Annotated in this window: 23 protein-coding genes and 1 pseudogene; 17 read left to right on the forward strand and 7 right to left on the reverse strand. The window is 65.8% G+C overall.

All coding sequences use genetic code 11. The features are described 5' to 3' along the window. Nucleotides 1-117: 117 nt before the first annotated feature. Nucleotides 118-603, reverse strand: a complete 486-nt coding sequence (locus tag ACSFC7_RS18970) for a DUF456 domain-containing protein (RefSeq protein WP_436344374.1) — start codon at nt 601-603, stop codon at nt 118-120. 116 nt (nt 604-719) lie between these two features. Here ACSFC7_RS18970 and ACSFC7_RS18975 point away from each other — a divergent pair, with 116 nt between their 5' ends. The 3 genes from ACSFC7_RS18975 to ACSFC7_RS18985 all read left to right on the forward strand — a co-directional run bounded on the left by ACSFC7_RS18975 (nt 720) and on the right by ACSFC7_RS18985 (nt 5,108). Then, entirely contained in the window at nt 720-1,460 is a 741-nt protein-coding gene (locus ACSFC7_RS18975) for an SDR family NAD(P)-dependent oxidoreductase (RefSeq protein ID WP_436344375.1), read from the forward strand. Nucleotides 1,461-1,780: 320 nt separating this feature from the next. Further along, the gene (locus tag ACSFC7_RS18980; protein WP_436344376.1) at nt 1,781-2,407 is read left to right on the forward strand and encodes a TetR/AcrR family transcriptional regulator; all 627 of its coding nucleotides are present in this window, start codon (nt 1,781-1,783) and stop codon (nt 2,405-2,407) included. Next, nucleotides 2,400-5,108: a PEP/pyruvate-binding domain-containing protein gene (locus ACSFC7_RS18985; RefSeq protein ID WP_436344377.1), complete on the forward strand. Its 2,709-nt coding sequence runs from the start codon at nt 2,400-2,402 to the stop codon at nt 5,106-5,108. The genes ACSFC7_RS18980 and ACSFC7_RS18985 overlap by 8 nt, the downstream gene beginning before the upstream one ends. A 208-nt stretch (nt 5,109-5,316) precedes the next feature. On the opposite strand, the gene ACSFC7_RS18990 is transcribed toward ACSFC7_RS18985, so the two are convergent. Both ACSFC7_RS18990 and ACSFC7_RS18995 read right to left on the reverse strand, forming a co-directional pair. Further along, entirely contained in the window at nt 5,317-6,153 is an 837-nt protein-coding gene (locus ACSFC7_RS18990; protein ID WP_436344378.1) for an ABC transporter permease, read from the reverse strand. Beyond that, nucleotides 6,150-7,310 carry an ATP-binding cassette domain-containing protein gene (locus ACSFC7_RS18995; protein ID WP_436344379.1) on the reverse strand — a complete coding sequence of 387 codons (1,161 nt, stop codon included), beginning with the start codon at nt 7,308-7,310 and terminating at the stop codon, nt 6,150-6,152. The genes ACSFC7_RS18990 and ACSFC7_RS18995 overlap by 4 nt, the downstream gene beginning before the upstream one ends. Nucleotides 7,311-7,773: 463 nt before the next feature. On the opposite strand from ACSFC7_RS18995, the gene ACSFC7_RS19000 reads away from it, so the two are divergent. Next, the gene (locus ACSFC7_RS19000) at nt 7,774-8,580 is read left to right on the forward strand and encodes an alpha/beta fold hydrolase (RefSeq protein ID WP_436344380.1); all 807 of its coding nucleotides are present in this window, start codon (nt 7,774-7,776) and stop codon (nt 8,578-8,580) included. A 104-nt stretch (nt 8,581-8,684) separates the two neighbouring features. Further along, nucleotides 8,685-8,936 (forward strand): low temperature requirement protein A, encoded by a 252-nt coding sequence (locus ACSFC7_RS19005; RefSeq protein WP_436344381.1) that lies wholly within the window; start codon nt 8,685-8,687, stop codon nt 8,934-8,936. Nucleotides 8,937-9,041: 105 nt separating this feature from the next. Here ACSFC7_RS19005 and ACSFC7_RS19010 read toward each other — a convergent pair whose 3' ends face one another. Then, entirely contained in the window at nt 9,042-10,571 is a 1,530-nt protein-coding gene (locus ACSFC7_RS19010) for an MATE family efflux transporter (RefSeq protein WP_436344382.1), read from the reverse strand. Between the two features lie 42 nt (nt 10,572-10,613). Beyond that, entirely contained in the window at nt 10,614-11,045 is a 432-nt protein-coding gene (locus ACSFC7_RS19015; protein ID WP_436344383.1) for a universal stress protein, read from the reverse strand. A gap of 198 nt (nt 11,046-11,243) precedes the next feature. On the opposite strand from ACSFC7_RS19015, the gene ACSFC7_RS19020 reads away from it, so the two are divergent. The 7 genes from ACSFC7_RS19020 (at nt 11,244) to ACSFC7_RS19050 (ending at nt 15,027) form a co-directional block, all read left to right on the forward strand. Then, nucleotides 11,244-11,975 carry a helix-turn-helix domain-containing protein gene (locus ACSFC7_RS19020; RefSeq protein WP_436344384.1) on the forward strand — a complete coding sequence of 244 codons (732 nt, stop codon included), beginning with the start codon at nt 11,244-11,246 and terminating at the stop codon, nt 11,973-11,975. A 380-nt stretch (nt 11,976-12,355) separates the two neighbouring features. Then, nucleotides 12,356-12,694 carry an ArsR/SmtB family transcription factor gene (locus ACSFC7_RS19025; protein WP_436344385.1) on the forward strand — a complete coding sequence of 113 codons (339 nt, stop codon included), beginning with the start codon at nt 12,356-12,358 and terminating at the stop codon, nt 12,692-12,694. After that, nucleotides 12,691-13,200 (forward strand): SRPBCC family protein, encoded by a 510-nt coding sequence (locus ACSFC7_RS19030; protein ID WP_436344386.1) that lies wholly within the window; start codon nt 12,691-12,693, stop codon nt 13,198-13,200. Before ACSFC7_RS19025 ends, ACSFC7_RS19030 begins: the two co-directional genes overlap by 4 nt. A gap of 5 nt (nt 13,201-13,205) precedes the next feature. Continuing rightward, the gene (locus ACSFC7_RS19035) at nt 13,206-13,841 is read left to right on the forward strand and encodes a dihydrofolate reductase family protein (RefSeq protein ID WP_436344387.1); all 636 of its coding nucleotides are present in this window, start codon (nt 13,206-13,208) and stop codon (nt 13,839-13,841) included. Nucleotides 13,842-13,925: 84 nt separating this feature from the next. Further along, on the forward strand, nt 13,926-14,378 hold the full coding sequence (locus tag ACSFC7_RS19040) for an SRPBCC family protein (RefSeq protein ID WP_436344388.1): 453 nt from the start codon (nt 13,926-13,928) through the stop codon (nt 14,376-14,378). Further along, entirely contained in the window at nt 14,375-14,779 is a 405-nt protein-coding gene (locus ACSFC7_RS19045) for a GFA family protein (protein ID WP_436344389.1), read from the forward strand. Before ACSFC7_RS19040 ends, ACSFC7_RS19045 begins: the two co-directional genes overlap by 4 nt. Beyond that, nucleotides 14,776-15,027, forward strand: coding sequence for a DNA glycosylase AlkZ-like family protein (locus ACSFC7_RS19050; protein ID WP_436344390.1), 252 nt, complete (start codon nt 14,776-14,778; stop codon nt 15,025-15,027). The genes ACSFC7_RS19045 and ACSFC7_RS19050 overlap by 4 nt, the downstream gene beginning before the upstream one ends. Nucleotides 15,028-15,071: 44 nt before the next feature. Here the strand turns inward: ACSFC7_RS19050 and ACSFC7_RS19055 are convergent, their stop codons facing one another. Next, complete coding sequence (locus tag ACSFC7_RS19055; RefSeq protein ID WP_436344391.1) at nt 15,072-15,452, reverse strand: hypothetical protein; 381 nt, start codon at nt 15,450-15,452, stop codon at nt 15,072-15,074. A 206-nt stretch (nt 15,453-15,658) separates the two neighbouring features. Then, nucleotides 15,659-18,037, reverse strand: a complete 2,379-nt coding sequence (gene tmcA, locus ACSFC7_RS19060; protein ID WP_436344392.1) for a tRNA(Met) cytidine acetyltransferase TmcA — start codon at nt 18,035-18,037, stop codon at nt 15,659-15,661. Nucleotides 18,038-18,570: 533 nt separating this feature from the next. On the opposite strand from tmcA, the gene rpl7ae reads away from it, so the two are divergent. From rpl7ae to ACSFC7_RS19085, 5 genes and pseudogenes are all read left to right on the forward strand, one after another. Then, nucleotides 18,571-18,933, forward strand: coding sequence for a 50S ribosomal protein L7Ae (gene rpl7ae / locus ACSFC7_RS19065; RefSeq protein WP_436344393.1), 363 nt, complete (start codon nt 18,571-18,573; stop codon nt 18,931-18,933). Nucleotides 18,934-18,944: 11 nt separating this feature from the next. Further along, entirely contained in the window at nt 18,945-19,169 is a 225-nt protein-coding gene (locus ACSFC7_RS19070; RefSeq protein ID WP_006064297.1) for a 30S ribosomal protein S28e, read from the forward strand. Nucleotides 19,170-19,172: 3 nt separating this feature from the next. Then, nucleotides 19,173-19,574 (forward strand): annotated as a pseudogene (locus ACSFC7_RS19075) (50S ribosomal protein L24e); the annotation flags it as partial. Nucleotides 19,575-19,654: 80 nt separating this feature from the next. Next, complete coding sequence (ndk, locus tag ACSFC7_RS19080) at nt 19,655-20,119, forward strand: nucleoside-diphosphate kinase (RefSeq protein ID WP_436344394.1); 465 nt, start codon at nt 19,655-19,657, stop codon at nt 20,117-20,119. Nucleotides 20,120-20,491: 372 nt separating this feature from the next. Then, nucleotides 20,492-20,935, forward strand: coding sequence for a DUF7344 domain-containing protein (locus ACSFC7_RS19085; RefSeq protein ID WP_436344395.1), 444 nt, complete (start codon nt 20,492-20,494; stop codon nt 20,933-20,935). Nucleotides 20,936-21,097 lie beyond the last annotated feature (162 nt).

Raw genomic sequence — 21,097 nt, forward strand, 5'->3', positions numbered from 1 at the left:
ACCCGTACGACGGCAGCCGACTCAGTGTTTGCGCCGAGTGGACTCGAGGGACGGTCGGACGACGGCCGGTAGGGTACGAGCGGGGAGTGGACGACGAGCGAGCAACGCCCGACCGGCTCAGAACACGAAGACCGCGACGACGAACCCGAGCAGGATCGTGGTCGTCAACATCGCCTGAATCGCCGTCGAGGCGAGGGTGCCGACGGTCGCGTAGAGCGCGGAACGGGTGCTGTGGGCGGCGTCCCCCCGCCTGACGTACTCGAGGACGAACACCGTCCCGAACAGGCCGACGAGTAGCCCGAGGGGACCGACGACGAGCATCGAGACGACGGCGACGACGGCGGCGACGGAGGTGGTCGTCCACGACGCGCCGCCGGCTCGAGCCGCGAGCGAACCGGCGAAGAACTCGGCGAAGAGCGTCAGGAGGCCGAGGACGGTGAGGACGACGAGCGTGATCGTCCCCGGGTCGGCGAAGCCGGAGTGCCACCAGTAGAGGTACAGCCCCGACAGCGAGAGCAACCCGCCGGGAACGAGCGGCAGGAGGGTCCCGGCGACGCCGCCGACGAGCAAGGCGACTGCGAGGATCGTGATCGCGTCGACCATACCGTCCTCGACCACGGGACGGGCCAAAGGCGTATGGCATTCGGCACGGCCGCGGCGAGTTCGCGGCAAGTTCCGCCTCCAGTATCGTTACGTCGTCGCGACCGGACCACTGGTGTATGACGGAGACACGCGGGGCGATAATCGTCGGCGCGTCGTCGGGGATCGGCGAAGCGCTCGCACGGAAACTGGCCGACGAGGGCTACGAGATCGGACTGGCGGCTCGACGAACGGAACGGATGCGACGGATCGGGAGCGAACTCCCCACCAAATCGTACGTCGCGACGATGGACGTCACCGACACCGACGACGCCCGCGAGGGCTTCTTCGAACTCGCGGGCGCCATGCCGTCAGTCGATCTGGTCGTCGTCAGCGCCGGCGTGGCCGACGCGAACTACGACCTCGAGTGGGAGCGCGAACGCCGAACCGTCGACGTCAACGTCCGCGGCTTCGTCGCGATCGCGACGGCCGCGATGGAGTACTTCGAGGAGACGCCCGATCACGCGAGCGAGCGGGACGGTCACCTCGTCGGCATCTCCTCGGTCGCGGCCCACTTCGGCAACGGCGGCACGCAGGCGTACAACGCGTCGAAGGCGTTCGTCTCGACGTACCTCGAGGGGCTGCGCGAGCGCCAGACGGGCAGCGACGCCGACGTGACGATCACCACGATCGAACCGGGGTTCGTCGACACCGACCTCTCTTACGGCTCGTTCTGGGAGTGTTCGCCCGAGACGGCGGCCGCGGGGATCGCTCGAGCGATCCGCAAGGAGCGCGACCACGCCTACGTCACGCGGCGCTGGCGGCTGATCGCGTGGGCCTTCGATCTGTTGCCGGATCGGCTCGTTCGGCGGGTGCTCTGAGAGCGGGCGTCCGCGACCGGCGGCGTCCGTACTGATCACCGCGGATGGTTACGCATCGGGTCGTCACCTTCGCGAGCGAAGCGCCACTCGAGCCCGAAGCGAAGGCGGTCTGACCGCACCGATCGCCGATCTGTGCACGAAAAGCGATCTCGAGGAGTTCGACGGTCGCCGAGGATCTGAACATCTGAACGAAAACTCCAAATATTCATACGGCCTACCCAGTGGCATGAAGCCCACGCGGACGGATCGAGTCGGGATCGCGTTCGAACGCGCGCTCACTCGCTCACGAGTGCCGAAGTCGGAGAAACTGGAGGACGATCGTGCCGACCTTTACTGACGAGAAGCGAGAACGGGTTCGCCAATCGCTTCGAGACGCCGGGCGCGAGCGGTTCGCTCGTCAGGGGGTGCGCAAGACGACGATCACGGAACTCACCGAATCGGCGGGGATCGGTACCGGGACGTTTTACCAGTTCTACGATTCCAAGGAGGACCTCTACCTCGATATCCTCGAGCGATACGCCGAGGAACTGATCCCCCGGTTGCTGCGCGTTTCCTTCGAGACGCACGACGATCCGGAAACGGCGATCGCGACGCTGCTCGAGGAAACCCTCGACGAGCTCGAATCGAACCCGCTTCTCCGGAAGGTCATTCTCGAGGACGAGGTCACGTACCTGCGAAACCAGGTCTCGGACGACGAACTCTCGGAGAAGCGAGCGCAGTCGGTCGAAGTGTTCCTGCCGTACATCGAGCGCTGGTACGACGAGGGGAGAGTCGTGGGTGCGAATCCCGAGGCCGTCGCGCACGCGATCCGGGCGACCACCCGACTCGTCCAGCAGAAGGAACAGATCGGCGAAGATCGATACCCCGCCGTCCGAGATACCCTCATCGCCGCCGTCGCGGCGGGGTTGACGCGGGACTCAGATACGACGGAGACGGCAGATGACTGACCGGGATCGTCCCCGGACGAGCGGCCCCTACGTCGTCTCCCTGACGGATCCGGAAGCGACCGACCGCGCGCTCGTCGGCGGCAAGAGCGCGAATCTCGCTCGACTCACCGCTGCGGGGATGCCGGTTCCGTCGGGGTTCTGCGTGACGACCGTCGCCTACCGACGACTCGTCGACGACGAGGCGCTCCGAGACTCGATCGGCGAGCTCTCGGACCTCGACCCGACGGACACGGAAGCGATCGCGGCGGCCGGAGCGGCCGTTCGCGAACGAATCCGCGACCTTGAGGTGCCGGCGGAGGTCCGCGATGCGATCGAGAACGCCTACGACGAGCACGCGAGCGGGCCCGAGGACGCGTACGCCGTTCGCTCGAGCGCGACGGCGGAAGACCTCCCGGAGGCGTCGTTCGCCGGGCAGCAGGAGACGTTCCTCAACGTTCGCGGGATCGACGATCTCGTAGATCGGGTCCGCGCGTGCGTGGCGAGTCTGTTTACGGACCGCGCGATCGCGTACCGCGCCCGAAACGACATCTCACACGAAGAGGTCGCGCTCTCGGTCGCCGTGCAGCGGATGCTCGAGCCCGACACGTCCGGGATCCTCTTCACCGCCGATCCGACGACTGGGAACCGTCGAATCACGTCGATCGAGGCCGGCCTGGGCCTCGGCGAGGCGCTCGTCTCCGGCGCGGCGACCGCCGACTCAGTCCGATTCGACACTCGATCCGCCGATATCGTCGACTACGAGGTCAACGACCAGCGCGTCGCCGTCCGTTCGAATCCCGAAGGCGGAACCGAGACGATCGAGCTTCGACCGCGCGATCGAACGAAGCGCGTCCTCACCGACGAACAGGTTCGAACGCTAGCGGCGCTCGGCGAGGACGTCGAGGAACTGTTCGGACGCCCCCAGGACGTCGAGTGGTGTCTCGAGGACGGGGACGTCTATCTCGTGCAATCGCGACCGATCACGTCGCTGTTTCCCGTTCCGTCGCCCGAACCCGACGACGATCGCCTGCACGTCTACGTGAGTCTGGGACACGCCCAGGCGTTCGCGGAAGCGATGCCGCCGCTCGTTCGCGACATCTGGCTGTCGTACACGCAGACGACATTCGCCGAGTTCGGATTCGGGGCCGAAACGCAGTGGGCGGCCGAGGCGGGAGGTCGCGTCTACATGGACGTGACGACGTTCTTGCGGACCCCGGGCGTCCGAAACGGCGTTCCGAACTACATGGCGGGAACCAGCGAACCGATGGGCGACGCGCTCGAGGATCTCCTCGAGCGACGCGGCGATGCGTTTCGCGACGATCGGTCGGTGGTCGACACGGTCGCCGCCGCTCCGACGCTCGCCGGGTCGGCGTGGACGGCGACGAAGGCGTCCGTGCCGTTCGTCTCGTCGATGCTCGACGGCCTCCCCGGCGCGTTCGTCGGGGACCCCGCCCTGCCGGCGAACGAGGAAGCCAAGTGGACCGCCTGGGGAACGAACATCGCCGCGGCGGTCCGAGCCACCGACGACACCGCCGACCGCGTTCGCGCCGTCTTCGATTCCCTGGACGAAGCGATCGACTTCCCGCCCGCCGGCCCGCTCTTCGCGGCGTTGATAGCCGGTGAGGTGCTGGCGGGACTCTTCCCGGACGCTCCCGAAGACGTCAACGCCGTCGGCCGGGGTTTTCCCAATGAAGTGGTGACGCGCATCAACCTCGGGTTGGGGGATCTCGCGGACGTCGCTCGCGCTCACCCCGCGGTCGCCGATGCACTCCGACGGGACGCCTCCCTCGAGGAGATCGAATCGGTGGACGGCGGCGAGGTGTTCGCGGCTGCTCTCGAGGAGTTCCTGGCGGAATTCGGTCACCGGGCGACCGGCGAAATCGACGTCAGCCGTCCCCGATGGTGCGAAGACCCGTCCGGACTGATCGCGACGGTCAGAGCGAACCTCGAACACGGGGCGGCCGGCGAACACCGCGAGCACGTCCGACAGATGCAGCGCGAGGCGATCGCGTCGGCCAGGCGACTCGAGCACAGGGCCGATCGGGGCGCTCTCGGACCGATTCGGCGGCGACTGGTCCGTCGACTCGTTCGGACTTATCGCGGATACATCCAGACGCGCGAGTACCCGAAACAGGGGGCCGCGTACATGTTCGCGGCGTGGCGCGACGTGCTGCGTGAGGCCGGCGAAACGCTCGCCACTCAGGGAACGCTGGACGCCGCAGAAGACGTGTGGTTCCTCCGAGCGGACGAACTCCTCGCCGCGCTGGCCGGCGACCCGATCGAGGTCGACATCGGGGTTCGACGCGCCGAGTTCGAATGTTACGCGTCGATGGACGCACCGCCGGTGTTGACCAGCGAAGGCGAAGCGCCGAGCCCGAAGCGCGACCGCGAGGACGTCCCGGACGGTGCGCTCGTCGGGACCGGCGTCTCGGGCGGCGTCGTCGAAGGTCGCGCTCGAGTCGTTCGCGACCCCACCGAGGAGACGATCGAGAAGGGCGAGATCCTCGTCGCACCGTCGTCCGATCCCGGCTGGACGCCGCTGTTTCTGAACGCGTCGGGAATGGTCGTCGAAGTCGGCGGCCGAATGAGCCACGGCGCGCTCGTCGCACGCGAATACGGGCTGCCAGCGGTGGTGTCGGTCTCCGAGGCGACTCGACGTATCGAAACCGGACAGCGGATCCGCGTCGACGGAACGAACGGGACCGTCGAACTACTCGAGTGACCAATCATATTCGATATCTTGTAATATAGGATTGATATTACGTTCGGCGTCGGAATCGGAATCGCGTCGTGTTGAGAGGGGTCGTGTATACACTGTTACCGCTGATCGTCGCGGTCAGTTCGCACCTGTCGTCGACAATTCCACGAGAACCCGTCAAAAAGTAGCATTTTCGTGGAGTCGGTGCCGCGGATCTGCGCCCATCGAGCCCCTAGTTTTCGTTGCGGAACAGGTACATCGTGAGCGGCCCGAAGACGGCAACGAATACCACCGACATGAGCAGCACCGTCCCGATTTCGCCAGCCGTCGCGGACCCGTGCATCAGCCCCCGCATCGCGACGACGAGGTGGCTGAAGGGGTTGACGTCGACGAACGCCTCGAGCCAGCTGGGCAACGTTGACGGGTCGACGAAGATGTTGCTGACGAACGTGAGCGGGAACATGATCATCATGCTCACGCCCATGAGCGACTCGGGGCTGCGCATGACGAACCCGAGCGCAGTCCAGATCCACGAGAGGCTGAAGGCAAACACCAGCAAGAGCGCGACCGCCGCGAGCACGCCGACGGCGCCGCCGTCGGGCCGGAAGCCGAGCACCAGCCCGAGTCCGACGACGATCGTCGAGGCGATCATGTAGCGGACGGCGTCGCCGAGCAGCGCGCCGACGATGACCGAGGGCTGCCAGACCGGCAGGGTGCGGAACCGATCGAAGACGCCCTCGTCGATGTCGTCGTTCAGCGTGACGCCGGTGTAGATGGTGATGAACACGACCGTCATGGCGAGAATTCCCGGCAGGAGTTCCTGCAGGTACGCGCTCGTCGATCCCGCGAGCGCGCCGCCGAACAGGTAGGTAAACATCAGCAGGAACATGACGGGGAAGACGGTCACGTCGAACAGCTGCTCGGGGACGTGCTTGATCTTCAGCAGCGCCCGCCAGCCGAACGTGAGCGACGCGGACAGGGCGCTCGGCCGCGGCGGGCGCTGCCGGTCCGACACCACCGACCGGAGCGTTTCGACGTCGGGCTCGGCGGTCGCGGGCTCGTCGCTCATCGCGATCCCTCCTCGGCGTCCGCGACCGCGGGCGCAGTTGCCGTTTCGGACTCTCGATCCGGCCGATCGGTCAGCGAGAGGAACACCTCGTCGAGACTGGGCTGGCCCAGCGCGAACTCCGTCACCTCGATCTCGGCTCGAGAGAGCTCCACGAACGCGTGGGCGATGCGATCGGTCTCCTCGACGCGGGCCGACAGCGCCGCCGGATCGGCCTCGAGATCGACGGGGACGTTGAGGATCCGGGTCAGCGTCCGTCTGGCCTCCTCGCGCTGATCGGGATCGCGGACGCGGACGTCCAGGACGCCCGAACTGATCGACGCCTTGAGTTCGCTCGGCGTCCCCTCGGCGACGATGCGGCCGTCGTCTATGACGGCGATCCGATCGGCGAGTTGGTCGGCCTCCTCCAGATACTGCGTGGTCAGCACCACCGTCGTTCCGTTCGAGACGAGCGCGCGGATGATCTCCCACACTTGGGTGCGGTTTCGCGGGTCGAGGCCGGTGGTCGGCTCGTCGAGGAACAGCAACTCGGGCGTGACGACGATGCTCGCCGCGATGTCGAGGCGCCGGCGCATCCCGCCCGAGTAGGTCTTCACCTGTCGGGATCCCGCGTCGGTCAGCCCGAAGGCCTCGAGCAGTTCGGCCGTCCGCGCCCTGGCTCCCGACCGCGAGTAGCCCAGCAGTCGCGCAAGCAGGACGAGGTTCTCGCGGCCGGTGAGGTCCTCGTCGACCGACGCGAACTGGCCGGTCATGCTCACCCGTCCGCGAACGGCGTCGGCGTCGCGCACCACGTCGTCGCCGAACACGCGCGCCGTCCCGGAATCGGGACGCAACAGCGTCGCGAGCATCCGGATGGTGGTGGTCTTCCCGGCGCCGTTCGGGCCGAGCAGGCCGTAGACGCCGCCCGACGGGATCGCCAGGTCGATCCCGTCGACGGCCGTCGTCTCGCCGAAGCGTTTGACGAGTCCCTCGGTTTCGACCGCGAGGGCTGTTTCACCCTCATCGTCGACGCTCCCGACGGCTTCGCCTCCGGCAGTTCGGTCGGCGGTGCCGTTCTCCGACGTGGTGGCCGCGCGGTCCGATTCCGTCGCGAACGGCTCTGACAGACTCGAGAGCCCGACGAACGCGGCGGGACTCCTCGAGGATTCGTGTTCCGTCATCCGACGACCTCCGGGGTGACGGCTCGCGGCCGATCGGAAGCGGTGGGACGCACTGATCGTCTCTCGAACGTGATAGAATTACTCATCGACTCTCCCTCATTCTTTCATAGGCTCTCTGAGCGTATATACTCGCGCCACGGGCGGAGTGAAAGTGGACGAACGGGGTCTCGAGGTGGCCGATATCGTGCGTTACGTCGGCTCTCGACTCACTTTCACTCGCCGTCGACGGTGACTCTCGACGGCCGCCTGGCGGGGCATCGCGGCTCCACGTCGACGGGACGCCGCGACGCTGTGACACCGGATAGCGTCGGTCTGGCGTCTCGTCGAAACGCAGGGCCGAAGGCGCCGCGACGACTCCGAGAGGCGCCTTTATGCCGTTCAGGCGCGTTCTCTATGTACCCACGAACACGCTACCGACGGCCGGTATCGACGGAGAGACGCCCGCAGTCGGAGACGACCACCCATGACGAGCACTACACACAGCAGCCGAACAGGTAACGTGCGTTCGAACGACGGCACCGACATCGCCTACGAGCGATCCGGCGAGGGGTCCCCGCTGATCGTCGTCGGCGGCGCGCTCACCGACCGCTCTGCGGGCGCGCCGCTGGCCGCGCTGCTGGCGCCGCAGTTTGCCGTCTACACCTACGACCGCCGCGGACGAGGAGACAGCGGCGACGTGGAACCGTACGCGGTCGAACGCGAGATCGAGGACCTCGAGGCGCTCGTCGACGACGCCGGCGGCTCGGCGTCCGTCTTCGGGATGTCCTCCGGCGCGGTCCTCGCCCTCGAGGCCGCGGCTCACGGACTCGCCGTCGAGAAACTCGCGCTGTACGAGCCGCCGTTCCGGGTCGACGAGGACGGTCCCCGACCGCCGGCGGAGTTCGCGTCGCGACTCGAGGACCTCATCTCCGCCGATCGCCGGGGCGACGCGGTCGAGTACTTCCTGACGTCGGCGGTCGGGATGCCTGCCGACGCCGTCGCCGGTCTGCACTCCTCGCCGATGTGGTCGTCGTTCGAAGCCCTCGCGCCGACGCTCGCCTACGACACGGCCGTCGTCGGCGACGGGTCGCTGCCGACGGAACGGCTGGCGTCCGTCACGGCGCCGACGCTCGTGCTGGACGGCGCGGAGAGCCCCGAGTGGGCGCGAAACGCGACGCGAGCGGTCGCGGACGCCCTGCCGGACGCGCAGTACCGCTCGCTGGAAGGTCAGACGCACGACGTCGAACCGGAGGCGCTCGTCCCCGTGCTGGAGGAGTTCTTGGACCGGTAGATCGGCCCTTCGAGGGTGCACGCTCATCCGGCAGGGCTACCCACCCGCCGGTAGCACCGTCGTAGTCGCGGAGGGTGTTCGAGTCGCGGATTCGGCCGCCTCGGTTGCGAACGAAGGGTACTGCCGTCGACACCCGCCACGCGACGCGGTTGGAACTGTGCTTGGATCTCGTCTTCGTCGTCGCCATCGTCCAACTCGCTCACGGGCTCCACGACGATCTCTCGTGGACCGGTGTACTCGGGTTCGTCGCGCTGTTCGTTCCGGTCTGGAGGACGTGGGTTAGCTCGACGTTCTACGCGACGCGTTTCGGCACGGACGACGTCGAATACCGGATCCTGATGGCGGTACTCGGGTGAGTTCGACGCCAGTGAATGAGGGGGCCAACCGTTCGCCAACGCACCCGGCGAGCGAAGCGCGACGATAGCTCCCGTCTCCGGAACGAGGTGGTTCGCGTCCCGTCTTCACAGCGAGGGGGACGTCACCCACGTTCCCCGGCGGAACCACCCCGCCGAGATCGCCGTCGAGACGACGTACGACAACGCGATCGCGTACCAGACGCCGACGATACCCATCTCGAACCACACGAGGAACGCGTAACTCAACGGCAGACGGAACAGCCACAGTTCCTGGACGGACAGTACCATCGCGAGTTTCGTGTTACCGCTTCCGCGAAACGCTGCGAGCGTCACCTGGAAGACGCCGAGGAAGATTATCGCGGGGCCGACGATCCACACGTACGCGGCTCCCATCTCGACGATGGTCTCGGCGGAACCGTCGCTCGTTTCGCCGGCGAGAAAGACGCTGACGATGGATTCCGCGAACGGATAGGCGACCGCGACGACGAGTACGAAGACGACGACCACCATTCCCGCACTCAGGTACACCGCGTGTTTCGCACGCGTCACCTGATCGGCTCCGAGATTCTGCCCGACGGTCGTCTCCGTCCCCCTCGCGAGCCCGAGCGCCGGTAAGAACAGGAGCGCCGCGAGGTATTCGGCGATACCGTACGCCGCGACGGCGGCGTCGCCTTCGATCGCGATGATCGCCGTCAGAATCGCGATGCCGCTCGCGCGAAAGCCCATCTCGACCGCCGTCGGGACGCCGATCGTGACGATCTCTGCGAGCGTCGATCGCCCCAATCGGAGGGTCTCGAGCGTGACCTTGAGTCCGACCCGGCCGGAAAAGAGGAGGGAGAGGCCGAGCGCGGCGGCGATCGATCGAGAGAGAACGGTCGCTACGGCGGCCCCTTCGACGCCGGCGCCGGCGAATCCCGTCCACGCGTAGAGCGTCGCTTCCACCGAGTAGAGACCGACCCGGTCGAAGATCGGGTTGGCCGAAAAGCCGTGGATGAAGAACGGATCGACGAGGACGTTGACGAACACGCTGACTCCCATCAGTTTGAGCGGCGTTCTCGTATCGCCCCAGCCGCGGGAGACCGAGTCGAAAACGAAGAACCAGAACATGGGCACCAGACCGAGGAACGTGACGCGCGTGTACCGTACGGCGAGCGTGTGCGGTTCCGTGCCGGGGGTCGCGCCGACGAGTGCGAGCAACCACGGCGTGAGCACGTACCCGGTGATCGCGAGCGCGATCGAGACGGTCGTCACGAACGAGACGGTCCCGCCGGCTACCGTGTTCGCGTGAGTTATCCGGCCGGCTCCCTTGTTCTGTGCGACCAGGACAGTCCCCGCGGTCGTCAGCCCGAGCCCGATACTGATGACGAGAAAGATGACCGGCCACGAGTAGGACATCGCCGCGACCGCGTCGGTCCCGAGGTGACCGATCCAGTAGAGATCGACCAGGTAGTAGACGATATCGAGGGCCTGTGAGAGGACGATCGGCGCAGAGAGGAGGACCAGCGGTTTGAATAACCGGCCGTCGGTTACGTCGACCGACCGATCTCTCGAGACGGAACTCGACGTCTCTTCCTCGGTGGCCGCGTCCGTTCCGGTGACCGACTCGCTCCGAACCGATAGCTTCTCATCGTTCATTCGCCACCCCGATTCGATCGCGGCGGTCACGGAAGTCGCCCATTATCGGAGTAGCCCCCCTCCCAGTACCGTTTCGGCGAGTCTCCCTGGTACGAGCCGAGAGAGACCCGTTCGTTTCGGGTGACCCACGACGACGTGATCTACCCCGAACGTTTCGATCGCTTCGGTTATCGCTTCGTTCGGCGATCCGCGTGAGAGCACGGTGCGTACGTCTGTTCCGTACGTCTCGGCGAGTTTCCGGTGTTCCTCGAGTAACCGCTCCGCCTCCCGTTCCCGGCGATCCGCGTGCTCGTCGTCCCAAACTGCGGACTCGGTGACGGATTTCACGACGAACGACTCGAGGACGTAGAGAACGACGACCTCGTCCCCGCTGAATTCGACCGCCGCGTCGATGAGCGCTCGTCGCGACCGTTCCGAATCGTCGACCACTACGAGCACGGTCCGTCTGCGACTGTGGATACGGTCACCAGCCATGGTTCACCGTTCGAGACGATCGACGATGGATTCTCGTTCGGTGATCACCGAATTCGTTGCTGAGAGTCAGCTGTTCGTCGTTTCGTTACGACCCGTTCGGTCCGCCGAGACCGTCCTGAAGGGGCTGTTACGCTCGGACAGCGACCGAACTCACCCACCGAACGCAACAGCCTTGTTCGGTGTACGCCAACACTGCACATGCGAGAGTTCATCTTCACGATCGAGTACGAACGAGGGGCCGATCCCGTCATGGACGTCTTTATCGACCACCCGAGCGCACAGGCGCGAACGATTTCGTGCCACGTTTCCGCGAACGGGTTATGGCGGCTCGACCGAATCGCCGGCCCCGAGACGGCACTCGACCGGTTGGACGACATCTTCACCGATTCGGTTCACTGCAACGAGTGCATCGGCAGACGACACTGCCACACGAACTGGGAGTACGAGATCCTCGTGAGAACGCCGACGTGCCGACTGATCTACACCTATCAACCAGCTGGAAGCGATTGCTGGTCCATCCCCCATCTCGCGTCTTGTTACCTCGGCGACGGCTTGATCTGCGACGCCGAACGGCGGGAGAACCGATACGAGTGGCGATTCCTCGTGTGTGACGACGCTCCCGTCGGGGACCTCTACGACGGGCTTCGTGAAGAACTCCGAGACGACCTCGAACTCGGATTTCAGCAGGTCGGCCGGCCGTCCTACTGGACCGACGAAGCGATCACTATCGCAGAGCTCTCACACGAGCAGCGAGTCGCTATCGAAGCCGCCGTCGAGTACGGCTACTATCGGACGCCGCGCGACATTTCGCTAACCGACCTCGCCGACGAATTGGATATCCCGTTTTCGACGCTGCAGTACCGGCTGCAGCAGGCTGAAGGCTGGATCGTTCGTCGTTTCGCGACGCGATCGACGACGGGTCGGGTATAGCTGCGGAATGTCGGAAGGGAGCGGGGGTGCTGATCGCGCTGGGGTCGGCTATCACGATAGTTTCCACGTTTCCCGTTTCCGATCGTGATTCGAAAGCATTCGACCAGAGACTGAGGATCGAATCTCTCGACGGCGTCTCTCCGCGGACGATCTCGAAGCCGACGACGAGTGGGCCGACACGATCGGCGAACGTTCGGTGCGTGATTCGGCTGTGACTCGTGCCTTCGTTCCCGGTCGAGACCGGACCTCGACGTTCCATCGAGATCCCCGCGGGTGATCGGGCCGAACAGGATCGAGAAGGCCACTTTCAGGCACCTATGCGGTCATTCATGCATGTTTAACTAAAGAGTTAAATATACCAGCGGCGTATATTCAACCGGATGGTTGAACGACAGTCGAACGATCCGGACCTCGACGCGATCTTCGGGGCGCTGGCCCACCCGACCCGACGGGCGCTCATCGAGCAACTGGCCGGCGGTCCCGAGAGCGTCGGCGATCTAGCGGAGCCCCACGACATGTCCCTGGCGGCGGTGTCGAAGCACTTGCAGGTGCTCGAGGACGCGGGCCTCATCGAAGTCGAGCAGGACGGCCGCGTCCGCCGCTGTCACCTGGACGCCAGACCGCTTTCCGACGCCTTCGGCTGGCTGACCCGGTACCGCGTGTTCTGGGAGGATCGGTTCGACGCGCTCGCAGACCATCTGGAGGACGAAGACCAATGACAGACTACGAGACGGCCGACGAAACCGAGTTCGACCCGAGCGAGTACGACCTGACCATCGAGCGGACGTTCGACGCGCCGCGCGAACGCGTCTGGGAGGCGTGGACCGACCCCGAGCAGGTGGCCCAGTGGTGGGGTCCGAAGGGATTCACCGTACCCAACTGCGAGATGGACGTGCGACCGGGCGGCTCCTTCAGTATCGACATGGAAGCTCCGGACGGAACCATCTACCCGGACGAAGGCGTCTTTCACGAGGTCGACGAACCCGAGCGACTCGTCGTCACCAGTCGCGCCTTCGAGGATGAGGACGGCGAGTTCCAGCTCGAGGTTCGCCAGACCGTGACGTTCGCCGACCGCGACGGTGCGACGGAACTCACGCTGGAAGCGGAGGTCATCACGGCAACCCCCGAGGTGGCCGACGCGCTCGAGGGAATGGAACTGGGATGGAGCCAGAGCCTGGACAAGCTCGACACGTACGTCGGGCAGTCGGCGGGTGATTCGGAGTGACGCCCGTGACCGCGAGCATATCGACGTCGCTGGACGGATACGTCGCCGGGCCGAACGACAGTCCCGAGAACCCGCTGGGAGACGGCGGCGAGCGGCTCCACGAGTGGATCTACGACCTGGAGAGCTGGCGCGCGCAGCACGGCCTCGAAGGCGGCGAGACGAACGAGGACGACGAGATCGTCGCGGAGCTGAGCGAGAACGTGGGTGCGGTCGTGATGGGTCGGCGAATGTTCAGCAACGACGAGGGTCCGTGGGGAGACGATCCGTTCGAGGGACACTGGGGTGCGGACCCGCCCTTCGGCGTACCGGTGTTCGTCCTCACGCACCACGCCCGAGAGCCGCTCGAGATGGACGGCGGAACGACGTTCACCTTCGTGACCGACGGGCTCGAGAGCGCCGTGGAGCACGCGAAGGAAGCGGCGGGTGACGCGGACGTCTCGATCGCGGGCGGCGCGAACACCATCCAGCAGAGTCTCGAGGCGGGGCTGCTCGACGAGTTACAGATTCACCTCGTGCCCGTGCTGCTGGGCGATGGAATTCGCCTGTTCGAACGGTCGGATGGCGAGCACGTAGAACTGGAACGCACGAGGGTGGTCGAGTCGCCGGACGTCACCCACCTTCGGTACCGCGTCTCGAGGTGACCATATGAGTTCAACGACGCGAAGTAGACCGATAGAAACGCCACACGAGGTGCACGATATCCTCGCGCGGATCCTGGAGGAACCGTGACCGAAATCGAAACGGCCGAGTCGAGTCTGACGATCCGGCGAACGTTCGACGCGCCACTCGAGCGCGTCTACCGTGCCTTCACGGACTCGGACGAACTCGAGGCGTGGTACAACCCAGGTGACGGGACGACGAAGATAGACGTCCTCGAACTGGAGCCCGGTGGCGACCTTTCGCTCACCTTCGTAGACGGGAAGAGCCGAACCGACATCGAGGGGACGTTCGTGGAAGTAGTCGAGAACGAACGACTCGTCCACACCTGGCAGTACCCGGGGGAAGAAGAGAGCCGCGTCACCTACGAGTTCCGGGACGTCGACGACGGGACCGAGGTCGTCCTCACGCACGAGGAGATCGGTCCGTACCGTGATTACTCCGCCAGCGAGAACGTCGACGGGTACGCCGAGGGCTGGTCGCGTGCGCTCGAAAACCTGAGTGCGGTGATCCGCGAATGACGGAGACGCACGTCGGAAGCTGTCACTGCGGTGCGATCCGCTTCAAAGCGGACGTCGATCTGAGCGAGGGCACCAGCAAGTGCAACTGCTCGATCTGCGCCAAGACGAGATACTGGAAGGTCGTCGTCACCGCCGACGCGTTCCGGCTGCGACGGGGTGCGGACGCGCTGACGGACTATCGAGTCGGCAGTGACACCGTTCACCACCGCTTCTGCAGCCGTTGCGGCGTCAAACCGTTCGGACGGGGGTCGGTAGACGAACTCGGCGGCGACTTCTACGCCGTCAACGTCGCCTGCCTGGACGATGTCACGGACGAGGAGCTAGCGGAAGCGCCGGTCACCTACGAGGACGGCAGGCACGACGACTGGGAGTCGACGCCCGCTGAGACTCGCCATCTTTGATATCCGCCGAGTACCGTCAGCGCTTCGTCGACGGGCGCGTCAGGAAGGGGAGCGTGCTCCTCGACGGCTTCTTCGACGGGTTCTGGAGCGTTCAACGGGACCACGACGCGACCACCCTGCTCATCGAACCGTTCGAACCGCTGTCCGGCGGGACCCGAACTGCCCTCTCCGACGAGGGGACCCGGTTTCTCACCTTCGCCGCTGCGGAAGCCGATTCGCGAGAGATTCGGTTCGCCGATCCCTGCTGAATCCGCTTCGCCGCCTCTCGAGAGACGGGTCGATCCGAGTGACTTCAGACGCCGGGTTCGGGAACCGGACGTCGGAGCTGATCCCAGTTTCGATACCCCTCGACGAGCAGGTACGCGACGACGAGCGCTATCGCGAGTACCCCGTCGGCGATGGCGACCGACGTCCCGTCGATCGCTTCACTCCCAATGACGACGAGGAAGACCGCCATCGCGGCCTTGTGGAAGATCACCAGCTCCCAGATCCCCGGATACGCTCGAGGGCGATAGGCCAGGAGCAAAAATAGCCCGGCGAACACCAGGAAGCCGAACATGCGCCAACTCTCGACGACGATCGTCTCGGGGCCCGCAGCGCGGACGGCCGACACTGCTACGGCGAAGGCAGACAGCGCACTGAGCGCGGCGAGTATCAGAATCCCGGTCGCCACGTTCCGTCTCCACCGTGGCATCGCTTCCAACCCGCTCGTCGCGTGGGCAGTCACGGAGAAGATACGCGGCGGTGCTAAAAGCGGGTTTCGGTGGCTCTATTGCCTAATACCCGTCTTCCCGTCCGTCCGACGACCGTTCACCGCGGCACCGATGACGGCGGCGTCGACGGCGGAGTCGTCGTCGGAGACGACTGGGTTCGACGCACTCACTCGTCGGCGAACCGCCCTCGCTCCTCGAGCGCCGCATCGGATCCGTACCGATCGACCAGCGGACGGACGGCGTCGCCGAGCGCGCGCATGCACTGCCCCGTCGAGTGGTACTCGAGTCGCTCGGCGACGGTCGAGACGTCGCGGCCCTGGAGCGCGCGTAGCACGAGCAGCCGTTCCTCACGTTCGGTCAGGTCGATTTCGGGCGGATCCTCGACGAAGTAGCGGACGACGAGTCGACGGAACGGACCGGGATCGACGTCGAACAGTCCGGGGCCGTAGGCCGCGCCGGCGACGACGCGCCAGTCGTGATCGGATAGCTCGAGCGGCGGTGCCGCCGCGTCGTCGACTGATCGTAGCAGTCCGCGAGCCACGTCGGGATCGATATCCGACAGCGCGTCCGTACAGAGGGCCGAGAACCGCCGGGCGAACCACTCGGCGTGACGGTCGTGGAGGTCGGTTCCCGAATCGGCCGCCGGGGAGAGCATGAGCGCGGAGTACTCGCCGCTGGCGTCGTTGCGAGTCGTCGAGACGTGGACCGTACGGTAGCCGTTCTCGCGCCAGAACTCGAGCAGGCCGGGCGTCGCGCCGAACCCGGTGCCGAGCCAGTCGATCGCCTCACGGGACCGTCGGTCCCGTTCGCCCTCCGAGACGCGCCGCGTCTCGCTCGTGAACTCCTCGCGGATGCACTCGAGCAACTGCGACCCCAGTCCGCGGGACCGCACCGCGTGGTGGGTCGCGATGCGAACGACGCGAAGGCCCGCGGGTTCGCCCGCCGATTCGTCGCGCAACTGGCTCGTCAGCACGTCGGGGAGCATGTTCCCGCGGACGCGGCCGCCCTCGTACATCATCGCCTGCGTCTCCGGCGAGAGGTTCCCCTCGCGAGCCAGCAGGGCGACGCTGACGACGCGGCCGTTCCGACTCCCGTCGTGTGCTCCGGTACCGTCGCCGCTGTCGTGGACGAGCGCGCGGGCCTCGAGGTTCGGCGCGTCGAGCAGTCTCGCGAGGTCGTTGGGCTCTGTGCGGTAGTGGGCGAGCACGAGCAGGCCGAACGCCTCCCGGAGCAGGTGTTCGTCGGCGAGCAGGTCGTCCGGTTCGAGGGAGCGATACTCGACCGACCCGGGTGTCGCATCCTCGACCAGCGACTCGACCGGCGGCCGGGCGTCGAGGAGCAGCGCCCGAAACGCCCAGACTTCGACGGGGTCGCCCGCTGCGTACCGGATCGGCTCGAGAAGCGTGCGCTCGACCACCGCGTGATCGCTCTCCGCGAGCCGATCCCGGAACCGGACCGAAAAGCCGCGGCCGGCTCCCTCGTAGCCGTGAATCGTCGTCGTGAACGCGACCCGGTCGGCGTCGAGGAGCGACTCGAGCATCGAGACCGGCAGCGCGGCGGCCTCGTCGACGATGACGACGTCCGCGGTCGCGAGTCGGGTCACGGCGTCGGTCGGCTCGAGAAAGCGGATACGGCCGCCGACGGCGGTCTCGAGGCGCCGGGCGGAGTCGACCGTGGCGTCGGCGTCCGGGAGCGTCTCGCAGAGCTCCGCTGCCCGGTCGAAGATTTCGGCCGCGTTCCGGGATCGGGGTGCGGTGACGAGGATGTCCAGTCCGGCGGCAGCCATCGTACCCGCCGCGAGTCCCGCCGCACTCGATTTGCCGCGGCCGCGGTCGGCCTCGAGGACGACGGCTCGCGGCTGGTCGCGTTCGGTAGCTTCGATGCCCTCGAGCAGCGATTCGAACGCAGCCACCGCGTCGACCTGGTCGCCGGTGAGACAGGCCTCGTAGGTCTCGGCGGGGAATCGTGCGTTCGTCGGCGCCTCGAGCGACGATTTCTGTTCCTGGCTGCGTCGCGGTGCCGGGTTCGTCGATCCGTCGTCGACGATCGTCCTGTCCTCGAGGTCGACGATCCCGATTCCGCGATGCGCGCGAAGCGTTTCGACGAGTCCCCGTCTAAATCGCCCGGTGACGTCCGACAGCGAGAACGGAGGGACGGCGAGCGACTCGTCGAACTCGCCGCTGCGGTCCGGCCAGTCCTCGAGGGGCGGCGTGAGCAGGATCAGCAGGCCGCCGCCGTCGACCGCGCCGACGACTTTGCCGAGCGCGTTCGGCCGGAGTCCCTCGTGGGCGTCGAGGGCGACGACGTCTCGAGTCGTTCCGAGGAGTTCGCTCGCGTTGGCCTGCGGGAGGTGTTCACATCGGAAGCGGTCGTCGGGGCCGACGAGCGTGGTGGCGGTGATCGCGACCGGGAGGGTGTCGAGGGTCGACTCGAGGATATCGTAACCTCGTTCGCGATTGCCGGCGAGTACCAGCAACCGTCGCTCGTTCGTCCGGGTCGCTTCGTCGAACAGCGACTCGACGAGTTCGACGACATCCGCGTCCATGTGGTCGAATTGGGGGCTCGAGAGTAATAGGCATCGGAGTACAGCGCTCGAGACGTTCGGTGAAGCTGTAAATGGAAGAGCTGAGTCATGCCACGTCCTCCCCGACCGATTGCTGCTCGCGGGCCGGCGGCCCGTCTGCTCACGGCGGCAAAGCCGCCGTTCGCACGGTCTGCGGGACCTCCGGTCCCGCACTATTCGCGTTTCGAGGCCATCACTGCGTTCCGGCCTCGCTCCGCTCACCGCGGCCCAACGCGCGCCACCGCACCGTGGATTCCGCGCGTGGATTGGTCGGTACGGGTCACAGTCACGTCTGTCTAGACCCTGTCCAATCGGCCCGTGCGGACCCATCTCACAGCCCCGGTCGTTTGAACACGCTTTTAAGGGGGGCAACGCTACTGGCGTAGTACACCCTACGCGGGGTTGATGATGCTCCTAGCCTCACAGGACTTCCGCCGGAAGTGATCCGGCACGGGGTGAGACCACCCCGGACGGCAGGGGAGCGCGAGCCCACGTGTAGGAGAGGTGAACAACCAATGTCAGTCTACGTAACAACCGACATCCCGGCCGACCTCGCAGAGGATGCCCTCGAGGCACTCGAGGTCGCACGAGACACAGGACGCGTAAAGAAAGGAACGAACGAAACGACGAAAGCGATCGAGCGCGGCAACGCCGATCTCGTCTACGTCGCCGAAGACGTCTCCCCCGAGGAGATCGTCATGCACCTGCCCGAACTCGCCAACGAGAAGGGCATCCCCGTCGTCTTCATCGAGACGCAGGACGACGTCGGCCACGCCGCCGGCCTCGAGGTCGGCTCGGCCGCCGCGGCGATCGTCGACTCCGGAGAGGCGGGAGACGACGTCGAAGACATCGCCGACAAGGTCGAGGACCTCGACTGAGGTGATCAGAGATGAGTGCTGAAGAGGAAGAAAGCGGCTCTACGCCCGCCGAGGTCATCGAGATCGTCGGCAAGACCGGCATGCACGGCGAAGCCATGCAGGTCAAATGCCGAATCAAGGAGGGCGAGAATCAGGGACGAATCATCACCCGAAACTGCCTCGGGCCGGTCCGCGAGGGGGACGTACTGCAGCTTCGCGAGACCGCCCGCGAGGCCGACTCCATCGGAGGACAATAACCAATGGTCGAGAAACGCACTTGCGACTACACGGGCGAAGAGATCGAGCCCGGCACGGGCATCATGTACGTCCGCAAGGACGGCAGTGTGCTCCACTTCGTCGACTCGAAGGCGGAGAAAAACTACAAGCTCGGTCGCGAACCGCGCGACCTCGAGTGGACCGAAGACGGTCGCCGCAACAAGGGGCCAGCCGAGGCCGCCACGCCCGCTGCCGAGGAACCTGACCAGGACGAGGTCGCCGACGCCGCATCGGACGACGACCTCGAGACCGAAGCGGAAGCCGTCGACGAAGACGACGACCTCGAGACCGAAGCGGAAGCCGTCGACGAAGACGACGACTCCGAACCCGCCGGTGACGAGGACGTCGCCGAGGGCGAGGATGTCGAAGGCGAAGCCGAGGAAGCCGCGGAAGGCGACCTCGAGGACGTCGAGGGCGGACAGGAGGACAGCGACGAAGCGGAAGCCGAGGAGACCGAGGCCGAACAATGAGTGACCACGAGCGGACCTTCGTCATGGTCAAGCCCGACGCCTTCGCGCGTGGGCTCGTGGGCGAAGTCGTCTCCCGACTCGAGGACCGCGGTCTCAAACTCGTCGGGATCAAAGTGATCAACATGCCCGAGGAGCGGGCGCAAGAACACTACAGCGAACACGAGGACAAGCCGTTCTTCGACGATCTGATCGAGTTCATCACCGCCGGTCCCGTCGTCCCGATGGTCTGGGAGGGCCAGGACGCGACCCGACAGGTCCGTCAGATGATCGGCGAGACCGATCCGCTCGAGGCCGCCCCCGGAACGATCCGCGGCGACTACGCCCTGGACCTCGGCCGGAACGTCGTTCACGCCGCCGACCACGAGGACGAGGGCGCGAACGAACGCGAAATCTCGATCCACTTCGACGACGACGAACTGATCGACTACGATCAGCACGACGCCGAGTGGCTCTACGAGTAACGAACGCAACCGTATCGATCGGCGCCGTCTCGGCACGAGTACGCCGAACGCATCGGTCGACATTTTCGTTCTTCTCGCGTCTCGTGAGCGACGGCGACGAACTCGGTGAGTCGCCGAAACTATAGTAGCCACTGAAAGTCAATGCACACCTGATCGCACGACGGCTGTGCGATCAGTGTGTAAATCGTTTCAGTTGTTACTATAGCTGCCGCGATCTCCATTAATATACGCCAACCACTCCGTAATTACACCCGCGATTATATTACGGAGAATGCACATGTGTTTTTCTAGGTAGACGTAACATCTAATGTGACGGCTGCAGAAGGGACGGTTGGTGGTTTCGAATGGTAACACACGGTAGGTGGTTCGTGGATGCGTGAAACTGAGCGAGAGCCGGCGAAGATCACGGCCGAGGTGACGCCATCGCTCGATCTGATCTTCGACCTCCTCTCGAACCGCCGTCGTCGGTACGCGCTTTACTACATGCACGACCAGCCGGACGGCGTCGCGACGCTCGACGAGCTCGCGAACGCGATCGTCGCCCTTCAGGGGACCGACTCGAGCGAGGAGTCTGCAATAGCGAACGAGGCGTCGGCGACGGCGAGTGAGACCGATACGAGCGACGCGGCCGACTCCGACACGGACTGCGATCAGCGTCGACTGCAGGTGCGGACGGAACTGCAACACACCCACCTGCCGAAACTCGAGGATGCGGGCGTACTCGACCACGACCAGCGCAGCGAGACCGTTCGATACTGGAATCAGCCGTCGCTCGAAGAGTGGCTCGAGCACGCGAAACACAAGGAGCTCTCGTAACGCAGCGTCACGGCCGCGAGTCTCGGCAGACGTGGGATGGCTGATACGGTCTGCTGTAACGATTTACCGGAGCAACCGCAGGCCGGCTCGCGGTTGCTCCGGAAATGACTTACAACAGATCGTATGAAAGGTTTAACCCGTGACTCGTGGTGAGATCACTGG

Origin of the sequence: Natronorubrum halobium, from assembly GCF_051351675.1 — an archaeon.
GTDB lineage: Archaea > Halobacteriota > Halobacteria > Halobacteriales > Natrialbaceae > Natronorubrum.